General features: G+C 63.3%; 7 protein-coding genes. 6 read left to right on the top strand and 1 reads right to left on the bottom strand.

From position 1 onward, the window contains the following. Positions 1-284 precede the first annotated feature (284 nt). The 4 genes from ACPW96_RS23065 (at position 285) to ACPW96_RS23050 (ending at position 3,323) form a co-directional block, all read left to right on the top strand. Positions 285-1,016, top strand: a complete 732-nt coding sequence (locus ACPW96_RS23065) for a LuxR C-terminal-related transcriptional regulator (protein WP_425886064.1) — start codon at positions 285-287, stop codon at positions 1,014-1,016. A gap of 312 nt (positions 1,017-1,328) precedes the next feature. After that, positions 1,329-1,676, top strand: a complete 348-nt coding sequence (locus ACPW96_RS23060; protein WP_425886062.1) for a hypothetical protein — start codon at positions 1,329-1,331, stop codon at positions 1,674-1,676. Positions 1,677-2,204: 528 nt separating this feature from the next. Further along, positions 2,205-2,369: a hypothetical protein gene (locus tag ACPW96_RS23055; protein WP_425886060.1), complete on the top strand. Its 165-nt coding sequence runs from the start codon at positions 2,205-2,207 to the stop codon at positions 2,367-2,369. 156 nt (positions 2,370-2,525) lie between these two features. Then, on the top strand, positions 2,526-3,323 hold the full coding sequence (locus ACPW96_RS23050) for a DUF4239 domain-containing protein (RefSeq protein ID WP_425886058.1): 798 nt from the start codon (positions 2,526-2,528) through the stop codon (positions 3,321-3,323). 207 nt (positions 3,324-3,530) lie between these two features. Here the strand turns inward: ACPW96_RS23050 and ACPW96_RS23045 are convergent, their stop codons facing one another. Further along, positions 3,531-3,848: an Lsr2 family DNA-binding protein gene (locus ACPW96_RS23045; protein ID WP_425886057.1), complete on the bottom strand. Its 318-nt coding sequence runs from the start codon at positions 3,846-3,848 to the stop codon at positions 3,531-3,533. Between ACPW96_RS23045 and ACPW96_RS23040 the strand changes: the two genes are divergently transcribed. Together ACPW96_RS23040 and ACPW96_RS23035 are read left to right on the top strand one after the other, a co-directional pair. Next, positions 3,839-3,991, top strand: a complete 153-nt coding sequence (locus tag ACPW96_RS23040) for a hypothetical protein (RefSeq protein ID WP_425886056.1) — start codon at positions 3,839-3,841, stop codon at positions 3,989-3,991. The genes ACPW96_RS23045 and ACPW96_RS23040 overlap by 10 nt on opposite strands. 142 nt (positions 3,992-4,133) lie before the next feature. Next, positions 4,134-4,547, top strand: a complete 414-nt coding sequence (locus tag ACPW96_RS23035) for a hypothetical protein (protein ID WP_425886055.1) — start codon at positions 4,134-4,136, stop codon at positions 4,545-4,547. Positions 4,548-4,837: the final 290 nt, after the last annotated feature.

Raw genomic sequence — 4,837 nt, 5'->3', positions numbered from 1 at the left:
CAAGAGGCGCCGCCCGGGACATCCCGGACGGCGCCTCACCATGCCCTCTTGACAAGAAGGCACTACATATCAGTAGTAGCTTCCGGTGATTGCACCTTTAGTGTTATCCGCGAATTGGTGGCTTTGTCCGTGTTTTCGCTGTAGAACTAGGTTCAGGTGTCGTCACTGATCAGTTGGCCGGGATCTTGTTTGGCCGGGCAGGTGAGTGACGGTGAGTGAGCGGACTGGCGGCCGCTCCGTAATAGTGATGTACAGCGATGTTCTGCCACGTCAAGGGGAGCCTTGTGACGTTCCAGCCCGAACCAGGTCCCGCTTTCCATTCGACTCCCTCCTCGGAGGAGGGTTGGCCCCGTCCCGGTCCGGAGCGCGTTCGGGTGTTGCTGTGCGAGGACCACGAGATCTACCGGATCGGTCTGCGAGTGTTGATCGAGCGGGAACCGGACCTGGTCGTGGTGGGCGAGGTGGTGGATATCGCTTCGGCATGCTCGCTGGCTGACCGGGTGCATCCGCACGTCGTCGTGATCCGTCAGGGCCTGCTACAGGACGTGCAAGAGCAGTCCGTCGGTGCGTTGTGCCGTCTCGATCGGGCGGTACTGATCCTGGCCGAGACCGAGTCCGAGTTCGATCTGGCAGAGGCGTTGCGGGCCGGGGCACGGGGGTATCTTTCTCGGAGGGTCGCCGCGCCGCGGCTGGTCGACGGGATCCGCGCCCTGTCCAGGGACGGGCTCGCCCTCGACCCGACGTTCGCCCGCCACCTCGTGCAGTTCCTGACCGCCGGACCCACCGGCCCGGCCGAGACCCCCACGCAGCTGGGCGCTCTGACCCGGCTGACCGATCGGCAACGGGCGGTGGCCCTGCTTGTCGCCGAGGGAATGAGCAACGGCGACATCGCCGCCCAACTATTTGTCAGTAATGCGACCGTCAAGAGCCACCTCACCACGGTGTTGCGGCGGTTGGGCGTCCGGAGCCGCACCCAGCTGGCGATCCTGGTCAACAACACCGCTCGCCTAGACTGAGTCCGCCCGCCGACCGGCAACGTGCCGGGTCGACGGATCCGACAAATGCGGGGTACCAGCACTCTTCGCTTCCGAACCATGACACCGGTGCGCTCCTGTGCGCTGGCGGTTCATCCACTGGATGGCGAGGGGGTATCCGGAAAGCTGAAACGGATGTATGCTCCCGGTGATTTTGGGAGCGGCCCGAACAGTTTTATTGTGTCGTGCTGACTTCTCGCGGGCACTGCCCGGCACACCCGGCCGGTCGGGCCGACGACGGGAGTTCGCGTGTGCCAAATCTTCGTGCTGAGCCGTCCACGACACCGGCTCCGGGTGCTGATCTGCGACAACGATGAGGTCTACCGGATCGGCCTTTGCGCAGTCCTGAAGTCGTTCCCGCAAATCGTGGTTGTCGGGGACACGGCCGAACCTGCACAAGCCCTCGAGCTGTCCGAGTTGTTTGCGCCACACCTGGCCCTGGTGAGTTCCGACCTCGGTGAGACCGCGCTGCTCCTGATCGAAGCGCTGAACCGAGAAGGTGTTCCCATCATCATGCTGGCCCCCCAATCGACATGCGAGACCGATCGTATGAAGCACCCGGCTGACGCTTACAGATACCTTGCCCGCGAGGCGGGCGCAGTCAAAGTCCTGGACTGCGTCCAAGCGGCCATGCCAGCGTAAAGCCGACCAGTACCCGCTGGTCCTCCGCCAGGGACGGCGCTGTTTCTGGCGTGCAACACGACCCCGGTACTACTCGCATCGGGTGGTCGCTGGCACGACGAGCGAGCCAGATTCCGCTCGCTGTACACCTGCGAAACCCTCCTTGGCTGTTTCGTCGAACTCCTCGCACAGCAGCGACCAAACGATCTCGCCTACCAAGAGCTGGGGGAGATCGAAGACGACGATCACGCCGCACCGGCATATCCCGACTCCGAACGCAGCGCGGTCAGCAGGGAATGGCTCCGCGGTCGCCTGTACGGGCATGGAGTCCAAACCGGGCGATACGCGGAATAACCCACGCTGAGACGATCGCCTACTGGTCCAAGCAGGCGTGTTCGAGCAGTCGGGATTCCCGCGAGGGACGTCGACGCCGCGCTGCTCAAGGATGCCCGCCAACGACACATCACCCGCAGCATCGCCCGGTTCCTCTACGACCAGCAGGATGCAGCACTGCGGCCCGTCGTGGACGGCATCACCTTCCGTAGCCGAATGGGCGACAACATCCGACTCTGGGCAGTGTTCGAGCGGGCAGAGCAGCGCATCAGCAAGCACATCATCCCAGACCAGCACTCGCATCAAGTCCCCGAAGACCACCCCGATCTACAACGCGCCTTCGAACTGCTCGGCCTGCACTGGCGCATCAGCTCCGGATAGACGCCGCATCCGTTCAGTGAGCGATCCCTCCGCGGGCGAACGCCGGCGGCGGAATTGTCGCCAGGTCTTCTGCACTGAGGTCGGTGATCCCTAGGCTGATGCTCGCGATCGCTGAGATTGCTGCAGCGTCTGTCGATTCATCCGGGAGGACCGCACGTGATCTGGTTCGGCTCGCTGCCACTGGCGGTCTCGCTGCCACTCTTCATCGGCGTTTTCGTACTCGTGTCGTGCCTGATCGTGGTGGGGCTGCGGCCGGTCGTGCGGAGGCTGGTCGACGACCCCGAGCAGTGGGATCGAGTGCTCGGCCATGTGATCGGCACTTTCGGCGTCTTCTTCGGGATCCTGCTTGCGCTCGTAGCGGTGTCGGTGTACGAGAACTACTCAGCTACCCGGCAGGCGGCACTCCATGAGGCCGGACAGCTCACCGCGTTCTACCGCGGCACCACGGGCCTGCCCGAAGACGTCGCCTCGCCGATTCAGCAGACGATAGACGAGTACCTGGTTGTCGTCATCGAGCAGGACTGGCCCGATCAGCGTCGGGGATCGCTGCCCGACGCGAGCGTGGAGCTCGTTGACGAGATGGAGCGGCAGATCCACGAGTACAAGCCCGCGGACCTGCAGCAGCTCGCGGAGTTCCAGCAGCTTCTGGCCACCTTCGACGATTTCGTGGAAACTCGACGAGAACGCATCGACGCGACCACGCTGGAACTTCCAGGGCTGTTCTGGCTCGCGATCTGGGTCGGTGCCGCCGTGAACGCCGTGCTCATCGGCCTCATCATCGTGAAAAGCCGACGATTGCATCTCCTCATGGCCGGAATGCTGGCGTTGTTCATCGGACTTGTCATGTTCACCACGGCAGACATGGACCGGCCCTACCAGGGATCAATCTCCGTCGGCCCAGGCGCGTTCGAACGCGTGATGAATCAAATCGAGGACATGCGAACCGAGCCTTGACGGAAACGCCAATCGACCGATCACTCACGTGGGAGGAGGTGCAGCTGGTCGTCGTGCGGGCACGTCGGGGGTTCCATAGAACGGCGGAACTGGTGCTATGTCACCGCATTCGCCAGTGAGCTTATGCCGCGTTGGTATCGGGATGGCGCCTGTGAGTGGGGTTCGGCTCCGGTTCACCGCGCGGAGCGACGGTTGTCATGGCGCTAATCAGCGGTTTTCGTACTGTTCTCGGACGCTGCGAGGGATACGGCCTCGGTGGGATACGTCGATGCGTCTACCCGCCGCCCAACCACGAACCGCTGCGGCGTCTTTATCACCGTTGGTCTTGGGTTGTTCCGCGCTTTTCCGGCTAGTGGATCGCGCGGCTTTGACGAAGGGAGATAGCGAGTCGCGCGCGGCACCGCGCAACTGGACAACGGGTTCTTCCGAGCCAGATGGGATCGCGCCACCCCCGGCGAACAGCAGTATCTCCGCGCCATGGCCACCGACGGAGACAGCGGTAGCTCCTCGGGCAAGTGGCGACACGGCTGCGCAAGAACATCGCGACCCTCGGACCCACACGGGCGAACCTCATCGCCAAAGGTCTGGTCTACGCCCCCGAGTACGGGGTCGTCGCCTTCACCGTGCCAGGAATGGCCGCCTTCATCGACCGACAGGTCGCCGACTAACCGGCGCGGCACACGGGACCTGGGCTACCCGCAAACCGGTTATCGGGCTCGTTACCTTGCACGGACTCTCCCCCGGCGGTGGCGGTGCGAAGATGATTCAACCGAGCGAACCATTTAAGACCCAAGGAAACACCTTACGCCCATGAATACATCAGTGGTCGTTGGAGCGGCGACACTGTTGGCCAGCGTCATGCTACTGACCGGCTGCTCCGGCTCGACGATGCCCGAGCTTCACCGGCCGCAGACGGAGGTGGACCTGATCCCACACCCGGACGCGAACACCGATACGGATATTGATCGCTCCTCCACGCGGTTTGTTGGCGAGGTCAGCGGCATCAAGCTCTATCTCGCCCGTCCAACCACCGACGACGGTGTGTGCGCGGTACTCGTCGCCACACCACCTGCTAGTTGGTACCAGAGCGGGTGCGGTGAAGGAGATGGGCTCGCGTTCCAACTCGACAACGGCGTAGGCGTCGAGATTGGAAACATGAGGCTCGACGTTGAGGGGCAACGCACCCAACTCAGCGAGAGCGTCACCGTCGTCTCCGAACCATGACGTTGTGCCGCTGCCGCCACGTTACTGCGCGGCTTTCGTCGCCAGGCGCAATCGCCGGAAGTTCGTCGATCCGAGCCGATCGGACGCTTCTGGGCGTCGCCGACACGTCGCTGGTTTGTGACGTTCGCGTCACGTTACGTTTCGTTCATGTAAGCGTTTACCCGCGGCTCTTCCGCACTCGTCGCGAGTGTGTCAACAATGGCGTAGGGAATGGCCGATGAGGTCGCCACCTGACATCTGGGGGCCGAATCGACGTTTTGCGGAGGACCCATGCCACGCCTATTCCCTTA

Source organism: Micromonospora sp. DT81.3, assembly GCF_049847225.1.
Taxonomy (GTDB): Bacteria; Actinomycetota; Actinomycetes; order Actinomycetales; family Microbacteriaceae; genus Microbacterium.
This window is presented reverse-complemented; position numbering and strand designations above follow the sequence as displayed.